A 23,954-nucleotide genomic window follows, 5' to 3' on the forward strand; every position below is an offset into this window, starting at 1 on the left:
GCGCATCCACAATCTGGCGCCCGGGCTACACTCCGTGCCTACTTCCCGGCACCGCCGATTCGAATGAGAAACGACACAGACCCGGCACTCGCGGAGTTGCGGCGCGAGGCCGAAGGCGGAGCGCCGCAGGCGCTGTACCAGCTGGCCAATGCCCTGGTCATGCAGCACGAACTCGAAGAGGCACAGGCCCTGCATCGGCGCGCCGCCGAGGCGGGGCTGGGCAATTCGCAGGTCGAATACGCGCGGATGCTGATGTACGGCGTCGCCTCCGACCCCGACCCCGTGCAAGCCCGCGAATGGCTGTTGCGGGCGGAGGCCGCGGGCAACGTGGTCGCCGGCTACCTGCTGGTGCTGATGCAGTTCGGCCAGGGCCGCCACGGCGAGGGTGCGTTCAACGACCGCTTGCTGGCGGCCATCCGCGCCGAATACCCGCCCGCCCTGCGCGCGGCGGCCATCCATTTCGGACGCAGGGCGAACGCCGCCGACCAGACCCGCTGCCTGCAATTGCTGGAACGCGCGGCGGTTCGCGGCGATGCCGTTGCCGCGCGCCTGCTGGCCGAGCGGCTGATGCGGGGAGAAGGCTGTCCGCCGCAACCGCAGGCCGCCCGCGACATCGCCGAGCAACTCGCGCGCATTGGCATCGGCCCGCTCCCGGCCATCGACGTTGCGCCCATGGACCACAGCCTGCCCGCGGCCGCGCTCGCGCTGGACGAAGTGCTACGGCCGGTACCCGCGCAGGAACAGTCGTCACGCCCTCGTGTCCTGACTGTCGATCACCTGCTGTCGGCGGACGAGTGTCGCCTGCTGATGGCCAGCGCGGAGCCCCGCCTGCAGCGGTCGCAGACCGTGGATCCGGAAACCGGCCTGCCCCTGAAGATGGAACTGCGTACCAGCGAGGACGCCGCCTTCGATCCCATCCTCGAAGACCTGTCACTGCGCCTGGTGCAGGCACGCATGGCGACGGCGGCCGGCCTGCCCCTGGCCCATGCGGAACACCTGACGATCCTGCGTTACCGCCCCGGCCAGGAATACCGGCCGCATCGCGACTATCGACCGCCCGGATCGATCGAGCGCGACCACCCGGAGGCTGGAAATCGCCTGCGCACGATCTGCGTGTACCTCAACGAGGTGGACGCCGGCGGCGAAACCGAATTCCCGGTTTCCGGCGTGAAGGTGGCGCCGCAGGCGGGTCGCGCGGTGATCTTCGACAACCTGCACGCCGATGGCCGCCCGGACGTGGATTCCCTGCACGCCGGACTGCCCGTGCTGCAGGGCGAAAAGTGGCTGGCGACGCTGTGGATCCGGCAGGGTCAGTACCGCGCCTATTGAGTCGCCACGCTGGTCCGCCGCCCCCGGGCGTACGCCTGCGTATCGATTTCCTCGGTACTTCCGCCGTTTCCGGTACGGGCCCGTTTACGGCGATTGGATTAGACTACGCCGCCTGCGGAGACGGCTTCGACCGAACTCAGACCGCAGTTTCCCGCCCATTCAATGACTTACATCACCTTGTTGACGTCATGTGCCACGCGCATATCGATGTTCGACCGGAGCATCCGATGATTTTTGAAACCCTCGACACCTTCGGCCACGAGCAGGTCGTGTTCTGCCACAACAAGGATGCGGGCCTGAAGGCCATCATCGCCATCCATAACACCGTGCTGGGCCCCGCACTGGGCGGCACGCGCATGTGGCCGTACAAGACCGAAGCCGACGCGCTCAACGACGTGCTGCGCCTATCGCGCGGCATGACCTACAAGAACGCGGTCGCGGGCCTGAACATCGGCGGTGGCAAGGCGGTGATCATCGGCGACCCGGCCACGGACAAGTCGGAAGCGCTGTTCCGCGCGTTCGGCCAGTTCGTTGAAGCACTGGGCGGCCGTTACATCACCGCCGAAGACGTCGGCATCGACGTCAACGACATGGAATACGTGTACCGCGAGACCGAGTACGTCACCGGCGTGCACCAGGTCCACGGCGGTTCGGGCGACCCCTCGCCGTTCACCGCCTACGGCACCCTGCAGGGCCTGATGGCCACCCTCAACAAGCGCTTCGGCGATGAGGAAGTCGGCAAGTACTCGTATTCGGTCCAGGGCCTCGGCCACGTCGGCATGGAATACGTGAAGCTGCTGAAGGAACGCGGCGCCAAGATCTTCGTCACCGACATCAACAAGGGCCTGGTCGACAAGGCCGTGTCCGAGTACGGCGCGGAAGCCGTCAGCCTGGACGAGATCTACGACGTGCCGGCCGATGTCTACTCGCCGTGCGCGCTGGGTGGCACCGTCAACGAGCAGACCCTGCCCCGCCTGAAGGCCAAGATCATCTGCGGCGCGGCCAACAACCAGCTGGCCAACAACGCCATCGGCGACGAAGTGGCCAAGCGCGGCATCCTCTATGCACCGGACTACGCGGTGAACGCGGGCGGCGTGATGAACGTGGCGCTGGAACTCGACGGCTACAACCGCGAGCGCGCCATGCGCATGATGCGCACGATCTACCACAACCTCGCGCGCATCTATGAAATCGCCGAACGCGATGCGATCCCGACCTACCGCGCGGCCGACCGCCTCGCCGAAGAGCGCATCAGCGCGATCGGCAAGCTGAAGCTGCCGCTGGGCCGTGCGCAGCCGCGCTTCCAGGGGCGAATCCGCGGCGGGCATTGATTTCCAGTCTGCGACTGGAAATCCCCAAAGTTTGCTTTGCAAACTTCGGGCCCCAGCCATCGCTGCCAAATCCCCGCCGCTGTCGCGGCGCCCCCTTTACTAAAGGGGGCTTGGGCTCCGGTTGGATTGCGGGTGCTGGCGGAAATTGTTTGAACAAAACGCCCGGCTTGGCCGGGCGTTTTGCGTTCTGGCGCAACTCCATCGCGATCGGACTGCCAGCCTGCCCGCCGCCGCATACAATATTGGGCTTCGAGTCACAGGTTGCGCGCTCCGGCGCTGCACCTCCCACCTTCCAAGGACTGCCATGCGCCCGTTCCCCCTCGGTGAAGAAATCGACGCCCTGCGCGATGCCGTTCGCCGCTTCGCCGACGCCGAGATCGCACCGCGCGCGGCGCAGATCGACCACGACAACTGGTTCCCGCAGGACCTGTGGCCGAAGCTGGGCGAGATGGGCCTGCTCGGCATGACCGTGCCGGGCGAGTACGGCGGCAGCGACCTGGGTTACCTCGCCCACCTGGTCGCGATGGAAGAGATCTCGCGCGCGTCGGGCTCGGTCGGCCTGTCGTATGGCGCGCACTCCAACCTGTGCGTCAGCAACCTCTGCGCCAATGGCAACAGGGCGCAGCTCGCCAAATACCTGCCCAAGCTGTGCAGCGGCGAGTGGAAGGGCGCGCTGGCGATGAGCGAGCCGGGTGCGGGTTCGGACGTGGTCGGTTCGATGTCCTGCCGCGCCGAGCTGCGCGACGGCGTGTGGGTCGCCAGCGGCAACAAGATGTGGATCACCAACGGCCCCGAGGCCGACGTGCTGATCGTCTACATGCGCACCGCCGGCAAGGAATCGGGCAGCAAGTGCATGACTGCCTTCATCGTCGAGAAGGACATGCCGGGTTTCTCCACCGCGCAGAAGCTCGACAAGCTCGGCATGCGTGGTTCCAACACCTGCGAGCTGGTGTTCGAGAATTGCGAGATCCCGCAGGAGAACGTGCTCGGCGAAGTCCACAACGGCGTCAAGGTGCTGATGTCGGGCCTCAACACCGAACGCCTCGTGCTGACCGGTGGTCCGCTCGGCCTGATGCAGGCCGCGCTCGACCTCGCCCTGCCCTATGTGCGTGAGCGCAGGCAGTTCGACCGTGCCATCGGTACCTTCGGCCTGATGCAGGGCAAGATCGCCGACATGTACACATCGCTGCAGTCCTCGCGCGCGTTCGCCTACCAGGTCGCCCGCGACTACGACGCCGGCCACAAGAGCCGCATCGATGCCGCTTCCTGCCTGCTGCATGCGTCCGAAGCCGCGGTGCAGGTCGCGCTGGAAGGCATCCAGGCGCTGGGCGGCAACGGCTACATCAACGAGTTCGCCACCGGCCGCATCCTGCGCGATGCCAAGCTCTATGCGATCGGCGCGGGCACCAACGAGATCCGGCGCATGCTGATCGGACGCGAGTTGTTCGACGGGCGGAGCTGAGTCGCTCCCCTCGAGAAAGAAGCCGCCGGGAACGGCGGCTTTTTCTTTTGCCGATACCGGCGGAACGCGCCATTCCACGCCGATACCCACTGCACCCGCGCCAGCGCGCCCGAAGCACCCGCAATGGGTTTGCGGCAGTGCAACAAATCGCCGCATAATCGGGACCATACCGGCCCCGGCGCCGGCCCCCAATCCGGAGTTCCCATGAGCGACGTCGTCATCGTCGGTGCCAAGCGCACCGCCATCGGTTCCTTCCTTGGTCAATTCACGGGCGTACCCACGCCGACACTCGGTACCGCCGCGATTGTCGGGGCGCTGCAACACGCCGGCCTTGCGCCGGACCAGGTGGACGAAGTGATCATGGGCTGCGTGCTGCCGGCCGGCCTCGGCCAGGCTCCGGCTCGCCAGGCTTCGCTCGCCGCGGGCCTCCCCGCTTCGGCTGGGTGCACCACCATCAACAAGGTCTGCGGCTCGGGCATGAAGGCGATCATGCAGGCGCATGACGCGATCAAGGCAGGCTCTTCGAACATCGTTGTCGCCGGTGGCATGGAGTCGATGACCAACGCTCCGCACCTGCTCAACAACTCCCGCACCGGCACCCGCTACGGCAGCGCCGAGATGCTCGACCACATGGCGTGGGACGGCCTCACCAGCCCCTATGACAAGCAGGCGATGGGCGTGTTCGGCGATATGGCGTGCAACAAGTACGGCTTCGATCGCGCCTCGCTGGACGCGTATTCCGAAGCGAGCGTGAAGCGTGCCCAGGCCGCCATCGCCAATGGCGCCTTCAAGGACGAGATCGTCCCGGTCACGGTAAAGGGCCGCAAGGGCGAGGTCGTCATCGATACCGATGAAGAGCCGGGCAAGATCGACCCGTCCAAGATCCCGTCGCTGCGTGCTGCCTTCGGCAAGGACGGCCTGTTGACCGCCGCCTCTTCCTCGAAGATTTCCGACGGTGCCGCCGCCACGGTCCTGATGTCCGCGGACGAAGCTGCCAAGCGCGGCCTCAAGCCGCTGGCCCGCGTCGTCGCCCACGCCACCCATTCGCAGGCCCCGGAATGGTTCACCACCGCCCCGGTCACCGCGATCGCCAACGTCCTGAAGAAGGCCGGCTGGGACGTTGCCGACGTGGACCTGTTCGAGATCAACGAGGCCTTCGCCTGCGTGCCCATGGCTCCGATGAAGGACCTCGGCATCGCCCACGAAAAGCTCAACGTCAACGGCGGCGCCTGCGCACTGGGCCACCCGATCGGTTCCAGCGGCGCCCGCCTGGTGGTGACGCTGATCAATGCGCTGCGTCAGCGCGGCGGCAAGCGGGGAGTGGCTTCGCTTTGCATCGGCGGTGGCGAGGCCACGGCCGTGGCCATCGAAATCATCTGACCTTGAGGGCCTTTCTGGTTGGCTGGGCGGGCTGCATTTCGATGCAGCCGCGTAGACGTACCGTGAAAAACGCAGCCAGATGGGGACGATGTCCTGAACCCTTGGTAGCCTAACAACGTAATAACGAAATAAAGACGGCCACCCCGCTTGACACGCGTAATGGCCTTGTCATCATGTTATAGACGCGCTCCCTGCGCGTTGACCCATCCACGACGAGGAAACGAACATGACTTTCAATAAGGCGCTGATCGCCCTGGCTCTGGGCTTCGCTCTGGCCGCGTGCTCGAACCAGAAGCAGGCCGAAGACGCTGCTGCCGACGCCTCCGCTGACGCCGCTGCGGCCCAGCAGGCTGCCGATACCGCCGCTGCCACCACCGACCAGGCTGCCGGCGACGCCGCTCAGCAGGCTGCTGACGCTGCCGCCCAGGCTGCCGACGCTGCTGCCACCTCGGCCGACGCCGCTGCCACCGCAGCTACCCCGGCTGCTGCCGACGCTGCTGCCGACACCGCTGCCCAGGCTGCCAACGCCGCCGAGCAGGCGAAGGACGCTGCCAAGGACGCGACCAAGGACGCGACGGAAGAAAAGAAGTAACAGTACTTCCTTAACAGGCTGAATCTGTTACAGTGAACAGGGTAAGGGCCGCCGGCAAGCCGACGGCCCTTTCCATGTGGGTCAGTGAACGATAGGAAGCCGGCACTCTGCCGGATCGCTGCGCGCACTGGCGTTGCCTGACGGTAAAAACAGTTTTTTTCAGACAACTCCTCGGAGACATTCATGAACACCAAGCTTTACGTCCTCCTCGCCGCTGCGGTCCTCGCCCTGTCGGCCTGCAACAAGTCCAACGACGCCGCTGCTGACGCTGCCCAGGCTGAAGCCTCGGCCACCGACGCCGCTGCTTCGGCCACCGACGCTGCTGCCGCCGCTGGCGACGCCGCTACCGCCGCTACCGACGCTGCCGCGACCGCCACCACCGACGCTGCTGCCCAGGCCACCGACGCTGCCGCTGCCGCCACCACCGACGCCGCTGCCGCCACCGCCGGCGCTGCTGCTGACGCTGCCCAGGCCACGGCCGACGCTGCTCAGAACGTCGCTGACAAGGCCGACGCTGCTAAGGAAGAAGTCAAGAAGTAATCCACTTCTTGCACTTGCAATACCCGGAAGGCCCGCGCAAGCGGGCCTTCTTTTTTGCGCGCGCCGGCCGCCCTTCCCGCGGAGCTTATGGGCCGAGCGTGACTCCCCTCGCCTGCTTGTGGTTTGATTCCGCGTCTTTCGCCTTCTTTCTACGATGCCCGCGCTCACCTCCCAGCTCGATCCCCGCTCGCAGGACTTCCAGGACAACGCCGCGTATCACCGCGCCCTCGTGGAGGAACTCGACGCCCGACTGGCGCGGGTGTCCGGCGGTGGCGGCGAGAAGGCGCGGTCCCGGCACACCGAGCGCGGCAAACTGCTCGCACGCGATCGCATCGCTGCGCTGCTCGACCCGGGCTCGCCCTTCCTCGAAATCGCCCCGCTGGCCGCCGAAGGCATGTACGACGATGCTGCGCCCGGCGCCGGCATGGTCTGCGGCATCGGCCGGGTGATGGGACAGGAAGTGGTGATCGTCGCCAACGACGCAACCGTCAAGGGCGGCACCTACTTCCCGATGACGGTGAAGAAGCACCTCCGTGCACAGGAAATAGCGCGGGAGAACAGGCTGCCCTGCGTGTACCTGGTCGACTCCGGCGGCGCCTTCCTGCCACTGCAGGACGAGGTCTTCCCGGACAGGGAGCACTTCGGCCGGATCTTCTACAACCAGGCGCGGCTGAGCGCGGAGAACATCCCGCAGATCGCCGTGGTCATGGGATCGTGCACCGCGGGTGGCGCCTACGTGCCGGCGATGTGCGACGAATCGATCATCGTGAAGGAACAGGGCACGATCTTCCTTGGCGGGCCGCCGCTGGTGAAGGCCGCGACGGGTGAAGTCGTCGACGCGGAGGCACTGGGCGGTGCCGACGTCCACACTTCGATATCGGGCGTGGCCGATCATTTCGCCGAGGACGACCGCCACGCGCTGCAGATCGCGCGCGATATTGTCGGCACGCTCAACCGCTCGAAGGCCCTGCCCGTTGCCGTGCAGCCCGCGCGCGAGCCGCTGTATGCCGCCGAGGAGCTGTACGGCATCGTGCCCAGGGACACGCGTCGTCCCTTCGACATCCGCGAGGTCATTGCCCGCGTGGTCGACGGCAGCGAATTCCAGGAATTCAAGGCGCGCTACGGCAAGACGCTGGTAACCGGATTCGCCCACCTGCACGGCTACCCCGTTGGCATCGTCGCGAACAACGGCATCCTGTTCGCGGAATCGGCGCTCAAGGGCGCGCACTTCATCGAACTGTGCAACCAGCGCGGCATCCCGCTGGTGTTCCTGCAGAACATCACCGGCTTCATGGTCGGCCGCAAGTACGAGAACGCCGGAATCGCGAAGGACGGCGCCAAGATGGTGACGGCGGTGGCGTGCTCGCACGTGCCCAAGTTCACCGTGGTGATCGGCGGCAGCTTCGGCGCCGGCAACTATGCGATGTGCGGCCGGGCCTATGGCGCGCGCTTCCTGTGGATGTGGCCGAATGCCCGCATCAGCGTGATGGGGGGCGAGCAGGCGGCATCGGTGCTCGCGACCGTTAAGCGCGACGGCATCGAAGCCGCCGGCAAGGTGTGGACGCCCGAAGAAGAGGAAATCTTCAAGGCGCCCATTCGCGATCAATACGAGTCGCAGGGCAATCCCTACTACGCGACGGCTCGCCTCTGGGATGACGGCATCATCGATCCCGCCGACACGCGCCGGGTGCTCGGGCTGGCGATTTCGGCAAGCCTCAACGCGCCCATCGAAGAACGCACCCGGTTTGGCGTCTTCCGCATGTAGGCATGCCTGCTTCGGGTGCGCGGTTTTGCGCGTCGCGCAAAGTCGATGCGCTGGTGTCGTTAATCATCATGACCTAACTGAACCTTGCGTTGCGCGCAGCCGCGGACGTCGCGCTTTGTTGCGACGTGTCACAACGTGGCCCATGGGGGCGCGTGTAGTCTCGAAAAACGAACTACCCCTCCTGCCCCCAACAGCGGAACCCATATTCAATGGCGATTTTCAACCAGCAATCCGCGTCCAAGCGCGACATTCCCGCCCCGGTGGAAGCCTCCAAGCCCATCGAAACCGCGCTCAAGCGTGAGCCGGATCCGAACGAATTCAGCCCGGTTGCCTCCGTGGCGCGTGCCGTCCCCGTCGAACGCAGCGAAGGCAAGGAATCGCTGATCGCCTCCGACCTCACCATCGAAGGCAAGATCGAAGGCGCCGGCCACATCCGCATTGCGGGACGCTTCAAGGGCGACGTGCATGTACAGGGCGATCTCACGATCGAACTCGGCGCGAAGCTCAATGGCGGCGTTCGCGCGCGCAAGGTGACGATCGCCGGCGAGCTCGAAGGCAACATCGAATCGGCGCAGCGCGTCGAACTGCTCACCAGCGGCGTGATGGTCGGCGACATCAAGGCCGAGACCGTTACCGTGGCGGCTGGTTCGCGCATGAAGGGCCAGGTCGAGTTCGGCAGCAGCGACAAGAGCTCGGCCAAGCCCGAGGCATGAGTACGCCGCGCGCGGGCACGCCCGGGGCGACCCGCACTTGCCCGCACTGCAAAACCACGATCCTGGAAAGCGCCAGTGTCTGCCCGTCGTGCCGGCACCACCTGCGCTTCGATGAGGCCGCGATCGCAGGGACGAGAACGACAATCTCGCCCCTGAACGTGGAGGGCACGATTTCACCACCGCCGGGCGATGCCGCCTGGGAGTATTCGATGGTGCTGTCGATCAAGAACGAGCGTGGCGAGGAAGTAACGCGGCAGGTGATCGGTGTGGGCGCGCTCTTCACGGACGAGCAACGGACCTTCACGCTTGCGGTGGAGATGACCGAAGCCACCGGCTCCAGGGCGCGACGCAGGCACTGATACGGCGGGCAATCAATGCCCGCCCGTTGCCGGGGAACGACGGACTGCGTCTGGTTACGGATCGCAGTTGTTGCAGCCACCGCATCCATTTGCGGTGGCTTTCGGCGCAGGCGCAAGCCAGCGACCCACGCGCTGCAGCCACTGCGACCGGCCTTCGCGCAACAGCGGCACGGCACAGAGGATGCGCAGGCGACGCACGCCCGCGGGAAATTGCTTCCGCGCAACGAAGGCGATGCTGAGCAGCACTGCAATGGCGATCACGGCGTACTGCGCGAGCAGGCCGGCGCCCATCATCCCGCCCCCAACGCCACGGCCACCTGGTACGTGATCAGCGACGCCAGGTAGGCCATGCCGAACAGGTAACCGGCACTGATGCCGACCTGCTTCCACGACTGCGTCTCGCGCTTGATCGTCGCCAGCGTCGAAATGCACTGCGGCGCATAGATGTACCAGACCAGCAGCGACAGTGCGGTCGCCAGCGACCAGCCATGCGCGATCAGCGGCGACAGCGCCTGCGCGGCGGCGGCATCATCGGTAGCCGACAGTGCATAGACCGTGGCCAGCGATGAAACGGCCACTTCGCGCGCCGCCAGTCCCGGGATCAGCGCGATGCAGATCTGCCAGTTGAAGCCGATCGGCGCGAAAAACGCGGTCATCGCATGACCGATGCGGCCGGCGAAGCTGTAGTCGATTGCAGGTCCCGCATGGCCTGCAGGCGCACCGGGGAACGTGAGCAGGACCCACAACAGGATGGTCAGGGCGAGGATGATGCCGCCCACGCGCTTGAGGAAGATCGCCGCGCGCTCCGACAGGCCCAGCGCCAGGTCGCGCGGATGCGGCAGGCGATACGAGGGGAGCTCCAGCAGAAGCGCGTGTTCGCTCTTGTCGCGGCGCCACCGCTTCATCACCCATGCCACCAGCAAGGCGCTGAGGATGCCCACCGCATACAGCGCGAACAGCACCAGTCCCTGCAGGTTGAACAGGCCCACCTTCTGCTGCGGGATGAAGGCACTGATCAGCAGCGTATATACCGGCAGGCGCGCCGAACAGGTCATCAACGGCGCAACAATTATCGTGGCGAGCCGGTCACGCGGATCCTGGATCGAGCGGGTGGCCATGATCCCGGGGATCGCGCAGGCAAAACTCGACAACAGCGGGATGAACGACCGGCCGGAAAGCCCCGCCGATGCCATCAGCTTGTCCAGCAGGAAGGCGGCACGCGGCAGATAGCCGGACTCCTCCAGTGCGAGGATGAAGGCAAACAGGATCAGGATCTGTGGCAGGAACACGATCACGCCGCCGACGCCGGCGATGATGCCTTTGACGACCAGGCTGTTGAGTGGCCCGGCTGGCAGGACCGCACCGGCCCAGTTACCCAATCCGGCGGTACCGGCGTCGATCAGGTCCATGAGCGGCGTCGCCCACGCATACACCGCCTGGAAGATCAGGAACATCACCACGGCCAGCGACAGCAGCCCGACGACCGGATGCAACAGCCAGCGATCGAGTGCGTCGTCGATTTCAGCGGTGCGACGCGGCATGGTCACCGCGAGCGAGAGCAGGCGCCGGGTCTCCGCGTGCAAGGCATCCGGATCATGCGCGGCGGCGGCGCCCAACTGCGTACGCGGCTCGTGCAACGAGCCGGCGATGGCATCGAGCTTCGCCACGAGTTCGCGGGCACCGTCGCGGCGCACGGCAACCGTCGGTACGACCGGGACGCCGATTTCGCGTTCAAGTGCCGCCAGGTCGACGTCGATGCCACGACGACGCGCCGCATCCATCATGTTGACCGCGAGCACCATCGGCTTGCCCAGTGCGCGCACTTCCAGCGCAAACCGCAGGTGCAGGCGCAGGTTGGTGGCATCCACCACGCACACGATCACGTCCGGCGCGGGCTCGCCCGGATAGAACCCGCGACACAGGTCGCGCGTGATCGCTTCATCCAGGCTCGCCGCCTGCAGGCTGTAGGCACCGGGCAGGTCGAGCAGCGCGTAGTGACGGCCGGAGGGTGCGTGGAAACGGCCCTCTTTGCGCTCGACGGTCACGCCAGCGTAGTTCGCAACCTTCTGTCGGCTGCCGGTCAACAGGTTGAACAGCGCGGTCTTGCCGCAGTTCGGGTTGCCGACGAGCGCGAGGCGGATGGCTGCGGCGTTGCTCACGCGGTCACCCCGCTCGCACCTTGCAACATCACCACGCGAATGCGCGCGGCCTCGCTGCGACGCAGGGCGAAACGGGTGAAACCGATCTGCACCAGCAAGGGCTCGGCGGCGATTGGACCTGCGGCCATGACTTCAACGCGCTCGCCGCTCACGAATCCCAGTTCGCGCAGGCGACGCGCGATGGCGTCGTTGGGCATCTGGTCTTCGACCCGCTCCACCGTGGCGGCGATGCGGCGTGGTAGTTCAGACAGCTTCAAGTCGTTCGCCCGGAGGCCGGTCGGCCACAAATGGGAATTGTTCTCATTCTAACAGGGCGTGCAGCCAGCGGTAGAGGCCCCGGGGCCGGCTGTGTAAGGCGAACGTTTACAAACCGTCCTTGGGAGGGGCACAAGACGTAGCAGATGATTGCTAGGTGGGCCGCTTCAACGACCGGCACCTTCCACAACGGGAGGTCGCACTCCTCGCGGGTCTTGGACGTGTAGCTGTCGAGGATCGCTTTGCTGGTTTCAGGATGGCGCAGTCCTGCAAAGAGGTCGCCTGTGGCAGCGCCCCTGTCTCGCGGCCATCAGGCGACCTCCTCACAGCTCGCGCAGGCGGTATTCACACACCGCCCTTTCAGACAGCCGCCGCGACGTCGCAGACTTATGTCCGCGCACGTACCAGCGGGTGATAGCCTTCACCGGTGGTTGACCGCACCTGGGTGTGCGGCCGATTGTGCGATTTGATTTGCCGGAGTCGTCGTAACGGCTCGGCCACCTACCTGCGAGATCCACTTCGGCGTAAGCCGGCGAGGATTACTTACGGAGGCTGGCCTTGCGTGCGACACCACGAGGGTGCTGCCTTCATTGGCGCAGCCCTCGGCGATGGCGACCTGTCGCAGCCCCAGGCCGCGCTCTGGCCAGGGCCGTCAGTACGCCAGCCCAGTGCCAGTCCTTCGGGGCTGGCTTTTTTGGCATCGCCGGAACTGTCATCAGGGGACCCGAACAGGTGGTTGGCATGGGACGCAATAATAGGTACGAACGTGCAGTGTGTCAAGCACGTTTGAGCGGCAATATTTCGAGCAGCGAGCCCAAACGTGCCTCGCGCCGTTTCTGTTCGCAAAATCAATCAATTACTGAGAGTGCGACGCGGGCAGAGCTCGTCGCTTCTCCTGTCGCGCTTTCGGGGGCTTAAGTGCGACAGCCCGATCTGCGAGGGTTAGGTACCCGGCTTGCGCACATTCGCGCGGCGGCGTCCCAGAAGGAGCACGCGGAGGCGCTGGGTGTGCCGCTGCGGACCTACCAGAATTACGAGCGCGGCGAGCGGGAGCCCGACGCCCGCACGCTTCTGGCCGTCCACGACAAGGGCTGGAGTCTCGATTGGCTGCTGACCGGCGAAGGCCCGGAAAAAACCGGTGGTCGGGTGGCTGAGTCAACTGGCGGGTATGCGCAGGATTTGAGCGAGGACGCCCTCACCATCGCCTACGATTTCGCGAACAAAGCGATCAGGGCGCGGAACGTGGACCTCGAGTGGGTACCGTCGGCGCTGTTCGCCAAGTTGCAGAAGCTGCTGTACGAAGGCCTCACAAGGGGCCTGCCCATGGCCGAAGTGCGGAAGATCGCGGAAGACGGTGCATTGGCGATCGAAAGGGGGATGCACGGCCCGGGTACCGAATGACATCGAGCAGGCAGCGGTCAGGGTGAAGCTGACCGGCTTTTGACCGCTGCTTGAAGGACGGCCGCCGCTCGCGGCCGTTTTGCATTTCAGGTGTCGAACCGGCCCGCCATGCGGTCACTTTGCAAACCGCTGCGGTGTGGCGCCAGTCAATCCAGGTGCCGGGCACCAGCGAAAGCGCGGCGCTCGCTATTATTCAGGCTTCACGACACGGACCGCCCATGAGCCATCCCCTGCTGAGCCTGCGCGAAGGCCCCGTCTGCCGCCTCCGCATGAACCGTCCGGACCTGCATAACGCCTTCGACGCGATGCTGATCGCGGCGCTGACCGGCGCATTGGAAGCCGCGAGTCGCGATGACCTCGTCCGCGTCGTCGTCCTTGAAGGCGAAGGGGCTTCCTTCTCCGCCGGCGCCGACCTCAACTGGATGCGCGGCATGGCCGCCGCCAGCGAGGAAGCCAACCGCGACGATGCCCTCGCCCTCGCCCGCTTGATGCGCACGCTGGACGAATTGCCCAAGCCGACCATCGCCCGTGTCCACGGCGCGGCCTTTGGCGGCGGCGTTGGACTGGTGGCCTGCTGCGACATCGCCATCGGGACGCCGGAAGCCAGGTTCGGCCTGACCGAAAGCAAGCTCGGCCTCCTCCCGGCGGTCATCTCTCCCTACGTGATCGAGGCGATCGGCGCCCGCCAGGCCCGTCGCTGGTTCGCCACCGCTGAAATGTTCGATGCCGCCGAAGCCAGGCGCATCGGCCTGCTCCACGACGTGGTCGATGCCGCCTCGCTGGACGCGGCGGTACAACGCCAGGTCGACTTCCTGCTCAAGGCCGGCCCGGTCGCAGCGGCGTCGGCCAAGCGTCTGGTCCGCCGCGTCGCCCATGAAACCAACCGGGACCAGCTCGACGCCGACAACGCGACCCTGATCGCACGGTTGCGCGTGTCGCCCGAAGGACAGGAGGGTTTGACGGCCTTCCTCGACAAGCGCAAACCCGCCTGGATCCAATCCTGATGTTCTCCAAGATCCTGATCGCCAACCGCGGCGAAATCGCCTGCCGCGTCATCCGCACCGCCCGCCGCCTCGGCATCCGCACCGTCGCCGTGTACTCGGACGCCGACGCCGACGCGCAGCACGTGCGCCAGGCCGATGAGGCTTACTGGATCGGCGGCCCCCGCCCGCAGGATTCGTATCTGCGTGCCGACGCCATCATCGAAGTCGCCAGGCAAAGCGGCGCGCAGGCGATCCATCCCGGTTACGGCTTCCTCAGCGAGAACGCCGACTTCGCCGACGCCGTGGAAGCCGCAGGCATTGCCTTCATCGGCCCGAAGGCGGCGTCGATGCGCAAGATGGGCAGCAAGGCGGGCGCCAAGGACCTGATGCGGGCGGCCGGGGTACCGGTCGTGCCCGGCTACACCGGCGAGGACCAGGCACCGGACACGCTGCAGCGCGAGGCCGATGCCATCGGCTACCCGCTGATGATCAAGGCCGCGCACGGCGGCGGCGGCAAGGGCATGCGCATCGTGCGCGCCAGTGGCGAGTTCGCCGCTCACCTCGAAAGCTGCCAGCGCGAAGCGCGCAACGCGTTCGGCCGCGATCGCGTGCTGCTGGAGCGCTACGTCGAGAAGCCGCGCCATATCGAAATCCAGGTGTTCGCCGATGCGCATGGCCACACCCTGCACCTCAACGAGCGCGAGTGCTCGGCGCAGCGCCGCTACCAGAAGGTGCTGGAGGAATCGCCCTCCTCCTTCCTCACCCAGGAGCTGCGTTCCGCCATGGGCCATGCCGCGGTGATGGCCGCGCAGGCCATCGATTACGTCAATGCCGGCACCGTGGAATTCATCGTGGGCCAGGACGGCGGCTTCTATTTCATGGAGATCAATACCCGCCTGCAGGTGGAGCATCCCGTCACCGAATGGGTGACCGGCCTCGATCTCGTCGAATGGCAGTTGCGTGTCGCCGCGGGTGAAGCCCTGCCGCTGCAACAGGATGAGATCCGCCAGGACGGTCACGCCATCGAAGTGCGCCTGTATGCCGAAGATCCGGAAGCCGGCTTCCTCCCCGGCTCCGGCACACTCGAGCGCCTGCGCCTGCCGTCCGCGGATGCGCATGTGCGCATCGATTCGGGCGTGGTCGAAGGCGACACCGTGACGATCTTCTACGACCCCATGATCGCCAAGCTGATCGTGTGGGACCGCGACCGCCCGCGCGCCCTCGCCCGCCTGCGCGATGCGCTCGCACGGTGCGACATCGCCGGCCCCAAGTCGAACATCGAATTCCTCGAACGCCTCGCCCGCCATCCCGCTGTCGTCGAAGGCACGATCGATACCGGCTATCTCGACCGTCACCTCGACGAGTTCGTACCGCAGCCGCAGGACGATGCGGCGCCGGATTCCAACCTGCTGCGCGCTGACCCGCTGCTCGCCGACCTGCTGCTCGCCGCCACCGCATCGCAGCTGCTGGCACAGGAGCGCCAGACCCGCGACGACGCCAGCGCATCGAACGACCCGACTTCGCCCTGGGCGATCGCCGACGGCTGGCGCCTGGGCCACGGCGGCCATCGCAGCCTGGCCTTCCTGCACCGCGGGCGGCGGATCGAACTACGCACCCATGGCAGCAACGGTGAGTACGGCGTCGAAGGCATCGAAAGCCCGCAGGACGCGCACCAGCTATCCGGGGCACGCCTGGAGGGCGATGTGTTGAGCCTGCGCATCGACGGTCGCGCGCGCCGCTTCACGGTGCTGGACGCCACGTTGCAGGGACGCAGCAAGCGCCTGGTCATGCACGACGGCGCGCAGCGGCTGGGACTGGAACCGGTGCCCATGTATCGTCATGAACAGGCCTCGGCCAGCGGCGGCGCGGACCGCGTCACCGCACCGATGCCGGGCCGCGTGGTGGTGGTGCGCGCGAGCGTCGGCGACAAGGTCGAAGCCGGCCAGGAGGTCATGGTGATCGAAGCGATGAAGATGGAGCTCAGCCTGAAGGCGCCGCGCGCCGGAACCATTGCGGACGTGCGGGCGGCCGGTGGCGACTTCGTCGAGGCCGATGCCGTGCTGGTGGCGTTGGAGCCCTGACCATGACCATGCCCCCACAAGTCCGCATCGTTGAAGTCGGTCCACGCGACGGCCTGCAGAACGAAAAGACCATCATCGCAACGGCGGACAAGATCGCGCTGATCGACCGCCTCTCCGCGACGGGACTTCGCAGCATCGAGGCGACCAGCTTCGTCAGCCCGAAATGGGTGCCGCAGCTTGCCGACGCCGCCGAGGTGTATGCGGGCATCACCCGGCAACCCGGAATCAGCTATCCGGTGCTGGTCCCGAACGAACAGGGCTACGAACGCGCGCGCTCGGTGGGCGTCAGCGAAATCGCCGTATTCACCGCTGCTTCCGAAGAATTCAACCGCAGGAACATCAACGCCGGCATCGACGAATCCCTCGCCCGCTTCGCGCCGGTGATGGAGCGCGCGAAGGCCGACGGGGTGAAGGTCCGCGGCTACGTCTCGACCGTGCTGGGTTGCCCCTACCAGGGCGAAGTCCCCGTCGCCGACGTTGTCCGCGTCGCCCGGGCGCTGCATGGGATGGGCTGCTACGAGGTCTCGCTGGGCGACACCATCGGCGTCGGCACGCCGGCCAAGGCGCGCGCGATGCTGCGGGCCGTGGCAGGCGAAGTGCCGATCTCCGCTCTCGCCATCCACTTCCACGACACCTACGGACAGGCCCTGTCCAACATCCTCGCCTGCCTCGAGGAGGGCGTCGCGGTGATCGACGCCGCGGTATCCGGCGCCGGTGGCTGCCCCTATGCGAAGGGCGCCAGCGGAAATGTCGCAAGCGAGGATGTTGTGTATATGCTGCACGGACTTGGCATCGGGACCGGTATCGATCTCGACGCCCTGGCCGAAACCGGACGCTGGCTCGCCGCCCTCCTGGGTCGCGAAACCGGCAGCAAGGCAGGGAAGGCACTCGGATCGAAATGACCAGCAAGGGGCCGCTGCGAGCCGTCGAAACGACATCGGATGCCGATGCCGCCACGACGCTCGCCGCGCTCGAACAGGCTTGCAACGATCCCTCGCTTCCCAAACACCTGCTTCCGCTGCTGGAACAGGCCCGCGACGCGCTGCGCGACGCCGACCTTGCCGCCGACATCGAGCGCAACCGCTACCGCGCCGTCTTCGACGCCGTCCCCGATCCGGTCAGCATCATCGACTGGGACGGCACCGTGCTGGATGTCAACAAGGCCGGCATGACGGCCTACCAGCGCTCGCGCGACGAGATCATTGGCAAGCCGATCGAATTCCTCAATCCCGACCTGCCGCGGGACCACATGCGGCCGGTCTGGGAAACGCTGAACCGCGGCGAGACCTTCGTCATCGAAGTCACCAACATGCGCGCCGACGGCACGCGCTTTCCGGTGGAGGTGCATTCGGCCGGCTTCATCGACGATGGCAAGACCCGCATCGTCGCGGTCGCCCGCGACCTGTCCAGTCGCCACGCCGCGGAACTGCGCTACCGCGAACTGATGGAGACCATCGACAAGGGCATCATCGTCCGCGACGCGCAGGGCAGCATCATCCACGTCAATCCGGCGGCGATGCGCATCCTCGAACTCGCCGACGGCGACATGCTGGAAGACGACCTGCGCGCCGACAACTGGCAGACCTTCGACGAACACGGCCGCCTGGTCTCGGAAGACGAACAGCCCTCGGTGTACGCGCTTCGCACCGGCAAGATCGTGGAGAGCACGGTACTCGGCTTCTACAACAAGCGCGTGCGGCAGCTGAAATGGTTGTCGGTGACCTGCGTGCCGCAGTTCGCCGCGGGCGAGCAACGCCCGGAGACCGTGCTGTCGCTCTTTTCCGACGTGACGGCGCTCAAGCGCGACAGCACGCTGTTCGATCATGCCCAGGCACTGGCGCATATCGGCGGCTGGGAATGGGACACGGGGCGCAACTCCCTGTACCTCACCGAGGAAGCGCAACGCATCCTGGGCCAGCATCCGCTGCTGGCGACCATGGACGACCTGCTCGCATGCCTGCGCGAACCGGATCGCAGGCGCATGCGCACCGCGCTCGACCACGCGATCGCGCATGGCCGCAGCCTGAACCTGGACCTGCAGGGCTGGCAGGCGAACGGCCACCTGTTCTGGATCCGCGTCATCGGCGAAGCCGAGACCGGCAGCCCGCTCAGCGCGCACATCACCGGCACGCTGCAGGACATCACGGAACGCAAGCAGGCCGAGGAAACGCTGCGCGTGCAGGCGCGCACCGACCCGCTCACCGGGTTGCTCAACCGCGACGCCGTCCTGGAGGAACTCGAGACACGTCTGTCCGATCCGACCCTGTCCCGCGCCGCGGTGCTGTACATCGACCTGGACCGCTTCAAGATCGTCAACGACGTGCTCGGGCACGCGGCGGGCGACCGCCTGCTGTCGGCGGCATCGCGCCGCATCCAGCGCGCGGTGGGCAGCGAGGGACTCATCGCCCGCTTCGGTGGCGACGAGTTCCTGGTGATCTGCTCCACCGGCGACGAACCCACCCGCCCCGAACGCCTCGCCGATTCGATCCTGGAAGCCTTCTCCGAGAGCTTCCGCATGGATGGCGAGGAATTCAGCATCACCGCCAGCATCGGCATCGCGCAGGCGCCGATCGACGGCCGGCGTGCGCAGCAGCTGATCCAGAACGCCGACGTCGCGATGTACGACAGCAAGCGTCGCGGCCGCAACGACTGGCAGACGTTCACGGCCGAACTGGCCGAGCAGCAGTTGCAGCGCCTGCAACTGGAAACCCATCTGCGCCGCGCGGTGATCAACGACGAATTCAACCTGGTGTACCAGCCGCTGGTGGAGATCGATACGGGCAACGTGGTCGGTGCCGAGGCGCTGATCCGCTGGAACAACCGCATGCTTGGCGAAATGCGTCCCGACCACTTCATCAGCCACGCGGAAACCACCGGCGACATCGTCGGCATCGGCGGCTGGGTGCTGCGCGAATCCTGCAAGCAGATGCGGCGCTGGCGCGATCGCGGACTGGCGCTGGAACGCATCGCCGTCAATGTGTCGTACCGCCAGTTCCTCGGCGAGGACCTGGCCGAACACGTGCGCGCGGCGCTCGCCGAGTCCGGCCTGCCCGGCAGCGCCCTGGAGCTGGAATTCACCGAGCGGGTGCTGATCGAGGATGCGCCGGACACCGTGCACACCTTCACCGCACTGCGCGACATGGGCGTGGTGCTGACGATCGATGATTTCGGCGAGGGCTACAGCGCCCTCAACTACCTGCGCAGGCTACCCATCCACGGCCTCAAGCTCAGCCAGTTGTTCGTGCAGGGCGTGCCGGATCGCACGTCCGATGTCGCCGTCTGCCAGGCCGTCACCGGCATCGCGCGCAGCCTCGGATTGAGCCTGGTCGCCGAGGGCATCGAAACCGAACGCCAGCGCACATTCCTCCTCAACCTGGGCATCACCGTGGGACAGGGCTTCCTGTTCTCCGCCGGCCTCGCGCCGGAGGAATTGCAGGCCAGCTATCCACCCAACAAGGAACGCACCTGATGGCCCTGGCATGGCGGATCCGTCCGATCGAGGCGCGCGACGACGCCAATGTCGCCGCGATCATCCGCACCGTGATGCCGGAGTTCGGCGCGACCGGCGATGGTTTCGCGATCAACGATCCCGAGGTCGACTGGATGCAGCGCGCCTACTCGGTCCCGAGAAGCGCCTATTTCGTGGTCGAGCTTGAAGACAAGATCGTCGGCGGTGGCGGCGTGGCGCCGCTGGAGGGTGGCGACGCGGATACCTGTGAGCTGCGCAAGATGTACTTCCTCAAACAGGTCCGTGGCCACGGCATCGGCAGCGAGATGCTACGGCGTTGCCTCGATGCGGCCCGTTCGTTCGGCTTCCGCTACTGCTACCTGGAAACGCTCAGCGGCATGAACGATGCAATCCGCCTGTACGAGCGCCACGGCTTCAAGCGCATCGGCGCGCCGCGCGGGCAGACGGGGCACGGCGGCTGCAACACCTTCTACCTGCGCGAGTTATGACCCCGCGCCTGCTTGTCGCACTGTGCATCCTGATCGCGTCGATCTCCGCACCGTCGCGGGTCGATGCGGCGGAGACCACGTACCTGTTGCGGCCCGACAAGGTCTGGACAGGCGACGGCGAAGCCGCCCATCCCGGCTGGGCCGTACTGGTGCGCGGCGGGATGATCGTGGCCGCTGGCATCGAAGGCAGCCTGGACGTCCCCGCCGATGCGAAACGCATCGACCTGCCCGGTGCGACGCTGACGCCCGGGCTGATCGACCTGCACTCACATCTGTTCCTGCATCCCTACAACGAGACTCCCTGGGACGACCAGGTGCTCAAGGAGCCCGAGGCCTATCGCACCTTGAAGGCCGGGCTGCACGCGCGCGATACGCTGCTGGCCGGATTCACCACACTGCGCGACCTGGGTACCGAAGGCGCGGGCTACGACGACGTGGCGGTCAAGCGCGCCATCGACGAGGGCCTGATTCCCGGCCCACGCCTGTTCGTCACCACGCGCGCGATCGTCGCCAGCAGCAGTTATGGACCGGGCCCGCACGGCTTCCGTCCCGACATGGAGTTGCATGGCGGCGCCCAGGAAGTGAGCGGCCGCGACGAGGCCACCCGTGCCGTGCGCGAACAGGCCGGCCGTGGCGCGGATTGGATCAAGCTCTATGCCGATTACCGCATCGGCGTGGATGGCAGCGCGCAACCCACGTTCAAGCCCGACGAGTTGCAGGCCATCGTCGAGACTGCGCACCTGTCCGGTCGCCCGGTCGCCGCCCACGCGGCCAGCGACAAGGGCATGCGCATGGCGATCGAAGCCGGCGTCGACACCATCGAGCACGGTTACGGCGGCACCGCCGACACCTTCCGCCTCATGCGCCAGCGCGGGGTCGCCTACATGCCCACGCTGACGGCCGTGGAATCCACCGAGCAATACTTCAACCACTACCAGCCCGGCCAGCCCTCGACGCCGAAAATGCAGGAGGCCGAGCGGGCGTTCCGCTCCGCGCTCGCCGCGGGCGTCACCATCGGTTGTGGCAGCGATGTCGGCGTATTCCGCCACGGCGACAACTGGCGCGAGCCGGCATGGATGGTGAGACTGGGCATGTCGCCCGCGCAGGCCCTGCATGCCTGCACGAACGTGGCGGCCAGGATCCTGCGCCAGCAGGACCGGATCGGGCGGATCGCGCCCGGAATGCGCGCCGACCTCGCCGGGTTCATGGGCGATCCGAGCGTGCGGATCGAGGACCTGCGCCAACCCGTGTTCGTGATGAAGGACGGCGCGGTCTACCGCAGCCCTGCGGCCCCGTAGGGAGCAGGCTCCGCTCGACAAGGCGGCGCGGCAGCCACATCCGCGCTGCCCGCGCACGGCGGCGCGTTGGCTGGACTCGGCAGCGGGCCTCCTCGCAGCGCGGTAAAATTGCCGCTTTCCGCCTTCAGGACCCTCCCATGCAGCTCAATACCGTCCGCGCCATCGTCACCGGCGGCGTCTCTGGCCTCGGCCTGGCCGTCGCGAAGCACCTGGTCGCCAACGGCGGCAAGGTCGCGCTGTTCGATGTGAACGACGACAAGGGCGCGGCCGCCGTCGCCGAGCTGGGCGCGGCCAACGCGCGCTACTTCAAGACGGACGTGAGCAACGAAGCCGGCGTCACCGCCAACGTCGACGCGGCCCGGGAATTCCTCGGCGGCCTCAATGCCGCGATCAACTGCGCCGGCATCCTCGGCGCCGGTCGCATGCTCGGCAAGGACGGCCCGATGCCGCTGTCGACGTTCCAGGCCACGGTGATGGTCAACCTGGTCGGCAGCTTCAACGTCGCCAAGGCCGCCGCGGCGGTCATGCAGAACAATGAAGCGGGCGAGGACGGCGAGCGTGGCGTGATCGTCAACACCGCTTCCGTGGCGGCGTATGAAGGCCAGATCGGCCAGGCCGCGTATTCGGCCAGCAAGGGCGGCGTCGTGGGCATGACCCTGCCGATGGCGCGTGAACTGTCCCGCTTCGGCATCCGCGTGATGACGGTCGCGCCGGGCGTGTTCTGGACGCCGATGGTCGACGGCATGCCCGAATCGGTGCAGCAGTCGCTGGCCGCGACCATTCCGTTCCCGTCGCGCCTGGGCCGTCCCGAGGAATTCGCCGACCTGGTCGCCTACATCATCGGCAACCGCTACCTCAACGGCGAAACCATCCGCCTGGACGGCGCGACGCGGTTGCAGCCGAAGTAAGGCGTTCCATGCGGGTCGTCCCGGCCTGCCCTGACGAATATCCGAATCACCAATCCGAACTACAAGAAGACATGAAAGCCTACGACGTCAAGAAAGGTAACGTGGTCGAGCACAACAACGGTGTCTACCAGGTGCGCGACATCGAACGCAGCTCGCCCCAGGGCCGCGGCGGCAACGTGAAGTATCGATTCACGATGTACAGCGTGCCGGGCGGCACGAAGCTCGACGTGAGCATGGGCGCCGAAGACGAACTCAAGGAAGTCGAACTGAGCCGCCGCCAGGCGACGTTCTCGTACAAGGACGGCGATGCCTTCGTGTTCCTCGATGACGAGGACTACACGCCCTACACGCTCGACGCGGACGTGATCGGCGACGGCGCGGGCTACATCGTCGACGACCTGGCCGGCTGCTACGTGCAGATCATCGACGACCAGCCGGTCGCGCTGCAGCTGCCGCAGAACGTGGCGATCGAAGTCATGGAAACGCCGCCGGAACTCAAGGGCGGCACGGCCACCAAGCGCCCCAAGCCGGCGAAGCTCTCCACCGGCATCGAGATCATGGTTCCCGAATACATCGGCACAGGCGAAAAGGTCCTGGTGAACACCACGACCGGCGAGTTCGCTGGTCGCGCCGACTGATCATCCGCATCGTCGCGGAAGCGGCAGGGGCCAGGCGGAAACGCCTGGCCCTTCTCGTTTCCGGCTCCGGCTTCAGCTCCGGCCGGTTCGGTCCAGTCAGCTCCGCGACAACCACTTCTCCGCCATGCGCCGCATCGACGCGTCCGCGCCTGCGTCGTCCACGATCGCTGCGATATCGCGCCACGCCAGGTCGTGTGATTCGTCGCTGACCACGTAGTCCTCGTTCGCGCCGGCGCGCACCACGTAACGCACGTCGTAATGCCAATGCCCGGGCACGTCGCTCCGTTCGGGGATCCAGTGGCGATCGAGATCGAAAATCGCGTCCTCGACGGACAGGCCAGTCAGACCCGATTCCTCCTCGGCCTCACGCAGCGCCACGCGCGCAAGCTCGCGGTCGCCATCTGCGTGCCCACCCAACTGCAGCCAGCGATCGAGCTTGCGGTGGTGGGTCAGCAGCACGCGCCTGCCAGAGCCGTCGACCAGCCACGAGGAGGCGGTGAAGTGGCCCGCCAGCCGGTCACGGGTAAACGGGTCGGCATGACCCGGTCCAGCATGGCCCAGTTCATCGAGCAAACCGCCAAACAAATCCACGACCGCGGCCTCCGCCGGCCATCGCCGCGCGTAATCCCGCAGCGCATGATGCAATGCGTCAATTGCGCAAGGGACGGCGGCGGCGGCGGAAACCGTGGATTCGTTCATGGGTTTTTCGGTCGTGGGAGCCCCGATTATCGCCCCTGACGATCCTGCCTTGTGCCCCTGCACCGCAGCAGGGTATGTTGCGGCCGGCTCACGTACCGCCCCAT

At 66.6% G+C, this 23,954-nt stretch carries 22 protein-coding genes; 18 read left to right on the forward strand and 4 right to left on the reverse strand.

From position 1 onward, the window contains the following. Positions 1 to 63 precede the first annotated feature (63 nt). The 9 genes from ACYVGE_RS06740 (at position 64) to ACYVGE_RS06780 (ending at position 9,471) form a co-directional block, all read left to right on the forward strand. Complete coding sequence (locus tag ACYVGE_RS06740) at positions 64 to 1,329, forward strand: 2OG-Fe(II) oxygenase (RefSeq protein ID WP_460728272.1); 1,266 nt, start codon at positions 64 to 66, stop codon at positions 1,327 to 1,329. A gap of 227 nt (positions 1,330 to 1,556) precedes the next feature. Then, positions 1,557 to 2,660, forward strand: coding sequence for a Glu/Leu/Phe/Val dehydrogenase dimerization domain-containing protein (locus ACYVGE_RS06745; protein WP_457097686.1), 1,104 nt, complete (start codon positions 1,557 to 1,559; stop codon positions 2,658 to 2,660). 304 nt (positions 2,661 to 2,964) lie between these two features. Beyond that, positions 2,965 to 4,122: an isovaleryl-CoA dehydrogenase gene (locus ACYVGE_RS06750; RefSeq protein WP_460728275.1), complete on the forward strand. Its 1,158-nt coding sequence runs from the start codon at positions 2,965 to 2,967 to the stop codon at positions 4,120 to 4,122. A 204-nt stretch (positions 4,123 to 4,326) separates the two neighbouring features. Continuing rightward, positions 4,327 to 5,502 carry a thiolase family protein gene (locus tag ACYVGE_RS06755; RefSeq protein ID WP_460728277.1) on the forward strand — a complete coding sequence of 392 codons (1,176 nt, stop codon included), beginning with the start codon at positions 4,327 to 4,329 and terminating at the stop codon, positions 5,500 to 5,502. Positions 5,503 to 5,728: 226 nt separating this feature from the next. Then, a complete protein-coding gene (locus tag ACYVGE_RS06760; RefSeq protein ID WP_460728279.1) occupies positions 5,729 to 6,094 on the forward strand; it encodes a hypothetical protein in 366 nt (121 codons plus the stop codon). 183 nt (positions 6,095 to 6,277) lie between these two features. Then, on the forward strand, positions 6,278 to 6,634 hold the full coding sequence (locus ACYVGE_RS06765; RefSeq protein WP_460728281.1) for a hypothetical protein: 357 nt from the start codon (positions 6,278 to 6,280) through the stop codon (positions 6,632 to 6,634). Positions 6,635 to 6,788: 154 nt separating this feature from the next. Further along, a complete protein-coding gene (locus ACYVGE_RS06770; protein ID WP_460728283.1) occupies positions 6,789 to 8,399 on the forward strand; it encodes a carboxyl transferase domain-containing protein in 1,611 nt (536 codons plus the stop codon). Positions 8,400 to 8,608: 209 nt separating this feature from the next. Beyond that, positions 8,609 to 9,112, forward strand: coding sequence for a bactofilin family protein (locus ACYVGE_RS06775; RefSeq protein ID WP_460728285.1), 504 nt, complete (start codon positions 8,609 to 8,611; stop codon positions 9,110 to 9,112). After that, the gene (locus tag ACYVGE_RS06780; protein WP_460728287.1) at positions 9,109 to 9,471 is read left to right on the forward strand and encodes a hypothetical protein; all 363 of its coding nucleotides are present in this window, start codon (positions 9,109 to 9,111) and stop codon (positions 9,469 to 9,471) included. Before ACYVGE_RS06775 ends, ACYVGE_RS06780 begins: the two co-directional genes overlap by 4 nt. A gap of 54 nt (positions 9,472 to 9,525) precedes the next feature. Here the strand turns inward: ACYVGE_RS06780 and ACYVGE_RS06785 are convergent, their stop codons facing one another. The 3 genes from ACYVGE_RS06785 to ACYVGE_RS06795 are packed head-to-tail and all read right to left on the reverse strand — an operon-like array spanning position 9,526 to position 11,887. Next, a complete protein-coding gene (locus ACYVGE_RS06785; protein ID WP_460728289.1) occupies positions 9,526 to 9,762 on the reverse strand; it encodes a DUF6587 family protein in 237 nt (78 codons plus the stop codon). Further along, the gene (feoB, locus tag ACYVGE_RS06790; protein ID WP_460728291.1) at positions 9,762 to 11,630 is read right to left on the reverse strand and encodes a ferrous iron transporter B; all 1,869 of its coding nucleotides are present in this window, start codon (positions 11,628 to 11,630) and stop codon (positions 9,762 to 9,764) included. The genes ACYVGE_RS06785 and feoB overlap by 1 nt, the downstream gene beginning before the upstream one ends. Further along, positions 11,627 to 11,887 (reverse strand): FeoA family protein, encoded by a 261-nt coding sequence (locus ACYVGE_RS06795; protein ID WP_460728293.1) that lies wholly within the window; start codon positions 11,885 to 11,887, stop codon positions 11,627 to 11,629. The genes feoB and ACYVGE_RS06795 overlap by 4 nt, the downstream gene beginning before the upstream one ends. A gap of 916 nt (positions 11,888 to 12,803) precedes the next feature. Here ACYVGE_RS06795 and ACYVGE_RS06800 point away from each other — a divergent pair. From ACYVGE_RS06800 to yeiP, 9 genes are all read left to right on the forward strand, one after another. Beyond that, entirely contained in the window at positions 12,804 to 13,286 is a 483-nt protein-coding gene (locus ACYVGE_RS06800) for a helix-turn-helix domain-containing protein (RefSeq protein ID WP_460728295.1), read from the forward strand. 218 nt (positions 13,287 to 13,504) lie between these two features. Next, positions 13,505 to 14,290 carry an enoyl-CoA hydratase-related protein gene (locus ACYVGE_RS06805; RefSeq protein WP_460728297.1) on the forward strand — a complete coding sequence of 262 codons (786 nt, stop codon included), beginning with the start codon at positions 13,505 to 13,507 and terminating at the stop codon, positions 14,288 to 14,290. Next, a complete protein-coding gene (locus ACYVGE_RS06810) occupies positions 14,290 to 16,350 on the forward strand; it encodes an acetyl/propionyl/methylcrotonyl-CoA carboxylase subunit alpha (RefSeq protein ID WP_460728299.1) in 2,061 nt (686 codons plus the stop codon). Before ACYVGE_RS06805 ends, ACYVGE_RS06810 begins: the two co-directional genes overlap by 1 nt. 8 nt (positions 16,351 to 16,358) lie before the next feature. Then, positions 16,359 to 17,252, forward strand: a complete 894-nt coding sequence (locus ACYVGE_RS06815) for a hydroxymethylglutaryl-CoA lyase (RefSeq protein WP_460728440.1) — start codon at positions 16,359 to 16,361, stop codon at positions 17,250 to 17,252. Then, a complete protein-coding gene (locus ACYVGE_RS06820) occupies positions 17,249 to 19,819 on the forward strand; it encodes a sensor domain-containing protein (RefSeq protein WP_460728301.1) in 2,571 nt (856 codons plus the stop codon). The genes ACYVGE_RS06815 and ACYVGE_RS06820 overlap by 4 nt, the downstream gene beginning before the upstream one ends. Further along, entirely contained in the window at positions 19,819 to 20,307 is a 489-nt protein-coding gene (locus ACYVGE_RS06825) for a GNAT family N-acetyltransferase (protein ID WP_460728303.1), read from the forward strand. Before ACYVGE_RS06820 ends, ACYVGE_RS06825 begins: the two co-directional genes overlap by 1 nt. After that, the gene (locus tag ACYVGE_RS06830; protein WP_460728305.1) at positions 20,304 to 21,605 is read left to right on the forward strand and encodes a metal-dependent hydrolase family protein; all 1,302 of its coding nucleotides are present in this window, start codon (positions 20,304 to 20,306) and stop codon (positions 21,603 to 21,605) included. The genes ACYVGE_RS06825 and ACYVGE_RS06830 overlap by 4 nt, the downstream gene beginning before the upstream one ends. A 137-nt stretch (positions 21,606 to 21,742) precedes the next feature. Continuing rightward, positions 21,743 to 22,513, forward strand: coding sequence for an SDR family NAD(P)-dependent oxidoreductase (locus ACYVGE_RS06835; RefSeq protein WP_460728307.1), 771 nt, complete (start codon positions 21,743 to 21,745; stop codon positions 22,511 to 22,513). 71 nt (positions 22,514 to 22,584) lie between these two features. Next, positions 22,585 to 23,151: an elongation factor P-like protein YeiP gene (gene yeiP, locus ACYVGE_RS06840; RefSeq protein ID WP_310053017.1), complete on the forward strand. Its 567-nt coding sequence runs from the start codon at positions 22,585 to 22,587 to the stop codon at positions 23,149 to 23,151. Positions 23,152 to 23,247: 96 nt separating this feature from the next. Here the strand turns inward: yeiP and ACYVGE_RS06845 are convergent, their stop codons facing one another. Further along, positions 23,248 to 23,850, reverse strand: a complete 603-nt coding sequence (locus ACYVGE_RS06845) for an NUDIX hydrolase (RefSeq protein ID WP_460728310.1) — start codon at positions 23,848 to 23,850, stop codon at positions 23,248 to 23,250. Positions 23,851 to 23,954 lie beyond the last annotated feature (104 nt).

Source organism: Lysobacter rhizosphaerae (assembly GCF_054779795.1).